General features: G+C 68.0%; 3 protein-coding genes and 1 pseudogene. All 4 read left to right on the top strand.

Annotated elements, in window-relative coordinates:
- Positions 1-250 precede the first annotated feature (250 nt).
- A complete protein-coding gene (locus tag N878_RS13165; RefSeq protein WP_021444119.1) occupies positions 251-1,189 on the top strand; it encodes a GGDEF domain-containing protein in 939 nt (312 codons plus the stop codon).
- A gap of 72 nt (positions 1,190-1,261) precedes the next feature.
- Positions 1,262-2,425, top strand: a complete 1,164-nt coding sequence (locus tag N878_RS13160; protein ID WP_021444118.1) for a dipeptidase — start codon at positions 1,262-1,264, stop codon at positions 2,423-2,425.
- Between the two features lie 110 nt (positions 2,426-2,535).
- Positions 2,536-3,993, top strand: a complete 1,458-nt coding sequence (gene rhlB / locus N878_RS13155) for an ATP-dependent RNA helicase RhlB (RefSeq protein ID WP_031303139.1) — start codon at positions 2,536-2,538, stop codon at positions 3,991-3,993.
- Between the two features lie 250 nt (positions 3,994-4,243).
- A pseudogene (locus tag N878_RS13150) lies at positions 4,244-4,628 on the top strand (ornithine cyclodeaminase family protein); the annotation flags it as partial.

The raw sequence follows: 4,628 nt of genomic DNA, 5'->3' as shown, positions 1-4,628 counted from the left end.
GGCCGTGCGCGAACGCCTGGCCGGCTTCGCCGTCGGCCACCGCCTCCACCTACCCGACTGAGGACGCCGCGCAGGGACGCGCGCCAGTCGACAGCCTGGCACCAACGTACAACCGCTGGTCGGCCGAACTTTGGCCGAGCATTGCCAGGGGCCCGACCCGGGAATAATGTCGAGACGCTGTTGCACCACGACAAGGAGCGTTTGCGATGCCATCTGGCCTCGACGCCCCGCCAGGCCCGGCAACATCGCGATGAAACCGGCGCACTGGCAGGCAGACCTGCAGCAAATCCAACAACTGCGACTGTTCCACAAGGTCGCCGCCAGCAGCCTCGACCAGTTGCTGCGGGAATTTCGCGCCTGCGAACTGGAGGCCGGTGAGGTCCTGCTCTCCCCGTTCAACCGCAACCAGCACCTCTACCTGCTGATCGAGGGCCAGCTGCGCGTCTACCTCGGCTCGCTGGACAACCAGCCGGTCGGCACCCTGGAAGTCGGCGACTGCGCCGGCGAGATCAGCTTCATCGACAACGAGCATCCCAGCGCCTACGTGGTCGCCGAGCGGCCCTCCACCGTGCTGCGCCTGCACCGCGAGTCGCTGATCGCGCTGTTCCAGCAATCGCCGCAACTGATGCAGAACCTCCTGGAGCTGCTTTGCGAACGGGTGCGCCGGGGCAACCGGCTGATCCTCGACAGCGAGCAGAATGCCAATATCGACACCCTCACCGGCAGCTTCAACCGGCGCTGGCTGGAGCACGTGTTCGAGCGCGAAAGCACCCGCTGCGCCTTCAACGACGAGCCGCTGTCGCTGCTGATGCTGGATGTCGACCACTTCAAGGCCTACAACGACCAGCACGGCCACCTGGCCGGCGACTACGCCCTGTGCCTGGTCGCCCATACCCTGCGCAACCAGCTGCGGCCGAAGGACAGCCTGGTGCGCTTCGGCGGCGAGGAGTTCGTCATCCTCCTGCCGGAGATCGCCGACCAGGGCGCGCGCGGCATCGGCGAGCGCCTGCGCCAGAGCCTGGAACGCATCGGCTCCTTCTATTCGCCGGTCGGCGTGCTGCCGGGGGTGACCATCTCCATCGGCCTGGCGCAGATGCGCCACCAGGACAGCCTGCAGAGCCTGATCGCCCGCGCCGACGCCGCGCTGTACCAGGCCAAGCAGCAGGGACGCAACTGCCTCTGCGGCTAGTCGGCCTGGTGCGCACGGCGCACCCTGGGGTAGGGTGGCGAATATAACAACACGCCTGGATGGCCACCCTTTATGCGCAAACTGCTGATCGCCCTGCTGCTGCTCGCCCCGCTTTCCGCCCTGGCCTTTTTCGGCCTACCCCAGGTGCTCGATGCACAGATGAACAGCGTCGCCTCGCCGCCGCCCTACCCCGCCAGCGCCAGCGCGCAGCAGCTGCACCAGGGCCTGTTCGTCGCCGACCTGCACGACGACGCCCTGCTCTGGGAACGCGACCTGCTCAAACGCTACGACTACGGCCACTCCGACCTGCCGCGCATGCTCGAAGGGCGCCTCGGCCTGCAGGTGTTCTCCACCGTGACCAAGACCCCGCGCGGGCTGAACATGGAAAGCAACGCCGGCGACAGCGACAACATCACCCTGCTGGCCATGGCCCAGCGCTGGCCGCGCGCGACCTGGGACAGTCTGCTGCAGCGCGCGCTGTACCAGGCCGAGAAACTGCGCGGGGCCGCAGACGCCAGCGACGGGCGCCTGGTGCTGATCCGCAACCGCGCCGAGCTGGCCCGCTTCGTCGAGGCCTGGCGGCAGGATCCGCAGCGAGTCGCCGCGCTGCTCGCCACCGAGGGCCTGCAGCCCATCGAGGGCAAGCTGGAGAACGTCGACGCGCTGTACGACGCCGGTTTCCGCATCGCCGGCCTGACCCACTTCTTCGACAATGAAGTCGGCGGCTCGGCCCATGGCCTGGAGAAAGGCGGCCTGACCCCGTTGGGTCGCCAGGTGATCGAACGCCTGGAAGAGAAAGCCATGCTGGTCGACCTGGCCCACGCCTCGCGGCCGCTGATCGACGACGTGCTGGCCATGGCCACGCGCCCGGTGCTGGTGTCGCACACCGGCGTCGAGGGCACCTGCCCCGGCACGCGCAACCTCAGCGACAAGCACCTGCAGGCCATCGCCGCCACAGGCGGGGTGATCGGCATCGGCTACTGGAGCACCGCGGTGTGCGACACCTCGGTCGCCGCCATCGTCCGCGCCATTCGTTATACGGCGGACAAGGTCGGCGTCGCGCACGTGGCCCTGGGCTCGGACTTCAACGGCACCGTGCACACGCCGTTCGACGTCACCGGCCTGGCCCAGCTCACCGAAGGCCTGCAGGGCGCCAGCTTCTCCCCCGAGCAGATCGCCGCGATCATGGGCGGCAACGTGCAGCGCCTGCTGCTGGCCAGCCTGCCGGCGAAATAAGCCGCCCAGCGCGTTCGCCCCTTGACAGGGGCGAGCGAGGCACTTCGCCGCGCCCGCGTCTTGCATTACACTGGCAGCCGTTCATTCCTTAACCAATCGATGAGAAGCCCGTGCTCAAAGCACTCAAGAAAATGTTCGGCAAAGCCGAAGGCGAACTGCCCCAACCGGCCACCGCGCCCGTAGCGCCCGCCCAGGCCCAGGCCGGCGGTCAGGAAAAACCCAGCCGCATGCCCAAGCCTGCGCGCCAGCCCGAGACCGCTGCCGCCAGCGCGGCAACCAGCGCGGAACGCCCCGTCCGTCCGGCCAAGGCCGACAAGCCGCGCCGCGAGCGCCCGGCCAAGCCGGTGGACACCTGGAAGCTAGAAGACTTCGTGGTCGAGCCGGTCGAAGGCAAGACCCGCTTCCACGACTTCAAGCTGGCCCCCGAGCTGATGCACGCCATCCACGACCTCGGCTTCCCCTACTGCACGCCGATCCAGGCCGGCGTGCTGGGCTACACCCTCAAGGGCCAGGACGCCATCGGCCGCGCCCAGACCGGCACCGGCAAGACCGCCGCCTTCCTTATATCGATCATCACCCAGCTGCTGCAGACGCCGCCGCCGAAAGAGCGCTACATGGGCGAGCCGCGCGCGCTGATCATCGCGCCGACCCGCGAGCTGGTGGTGCAGATCGCCAAGGACGCCGCCGCGCTGACCAAGTACACCGGCCTCAATGTCATGCAGTTCGTCGGTGGCATGGACTTCGACAAGCAGCTCAAGCAGCTCGAATCGCGCTTCTGCGACATCCTGGTGGCCACCCCGGGCCGGCTGCTGGACTTCAACCAGCGCGGCGAGGTGCACCTGGACATGGTCGAGGTGATGGTGCTCGACGAAGCCGACCGCATGCTCGACATGGGCTTCATCCCCCAGGTGCGCCAGATCATCCGCCAGACCCCGATGAAGGGCGAGCGCCAGACCCTGCTGTTCTCCGCCACCTTCACCGACGACGTGATGAACCTGGCCAAGCAGTGGACGGTCAACCCGGCCATCGTCGAGATCGAGCCGGAGAACGTCGCCAGCGACAGCGTCGAGCAGCACGTCTACGCCGTGGCCAGCAGCGACAAGTACAAGCTGCTGTACAACCTGATCACGCAGAACGACTGGACGCGGGTGATGGTCTTCGCCAACCGCAAGGACGAGGTGCGCCGCATCGAGGAACGCCTGACCCGCGACGGCGTCAGCGCCGTGCAGATGTCCGGCGACGTGCCGCAGCACAAGCGCATCCGCGCCCTGGAGGGCTTCCGCGAGGGCAAGATCCGCGTCATGGTCGCCACCGACGTGGCCGGCCGCGGCATCCACGTCGACGCCATCAGCCACGTGATCAACTTCACCCTGCCGGAAGACCCGGACGACTACGTGCACCGCATCGGCCGCACCGGCCGCGCCGGCAGCAGCGGCACCTCGATCAGCTTCGCCGGCGAGGACGACGCCTTCGCCCTGCCGCCGATCGAGGCGCTGATCGGGCGCAAGATCCAGTGCGAGATGCCGCCGGACGAACTGCTCAAGCCGGTGCCGCGCAAGCACCACTGAGCCGCGCCGCCGCACCAGCAGAAGGCGAAGCCCCAGGGCTTCGCCTTTTTTGTTGGCGATGTCAGCGCGGGTCGTTGCATAGCCTGCAGGAGCGGATTTATCCGCGAAATACGCCCGGGCGCCATCGCGCCTCTGCCGGCAGCAGCTTCGTCCATGCGTCATCCTCGGACAGCCGGCGGCCATGCCCCTTGTCGAGCAGATACCAATAAGTCCAGAATGGACAAATAAGTTCATTCCGGATACCGCCGCCATGCCCAGCACCCCGCCCTATCTGATCCATCGGGCCGAAGCCGCCCAACTCCTCGCCCGCGTCGATGTCGTGCAGGCCATGCGCGAACTGTTCCGCAGCCTGGCGCGCGGCCAGGCGGTGCAGCCAGCGCAGCAGCTGGTGGAGTTTCCCGGCGGCGGCGACTTCATCAACTACCTCGGCGTGCTGGCCGAGCAGCGCGTCTACGGGGTCAAGACCTCGCCCTACATCCCCGGCGAGCGCGGCGCCATCGTCACCGCCTGGACCCTGCTGATGTCGATGGACGACGGCCAGCCGCTGCTGCTGTGCGATGCCGGCGAACTCACCACCGCCCGCACCGCGGCTACCACCGCCGTGGCGGTGGACTCCCTGGCGCCGGCCGCGGCCA

It is taken from the genome of Pseudomonas sp. EGD-AK9 (genome assembly GCF_000465935.2).
In the GTDB taxonomy this organism is placed as follows: Bacteria; Pseudomonadota; Gammaproteobacteria; order Pseudomonadales; family Pseudomonadaceae; genus Aquipseudomonas.
This window is presented reverse-complemented; position numbering and strand designations above follow the sequence as displayed.

Bases quoted from the DNA above. Each gene is read 5' to 3' on its own strand.
- N878_RS13160 (WP_021444118.1), top strand. From the start codon at position 1,262: ATGCGCAAACTGCTGATCGCCCTGCTGCTGCTCGCCCCGCTTTCCGCC.
- N878_RS13165 (WP_021444119.1), top strand. From the start codon at position 251: ATGAAACCGGCGCACTGGCAGGCAGACCTGCAGCAAATCCAACAACTG.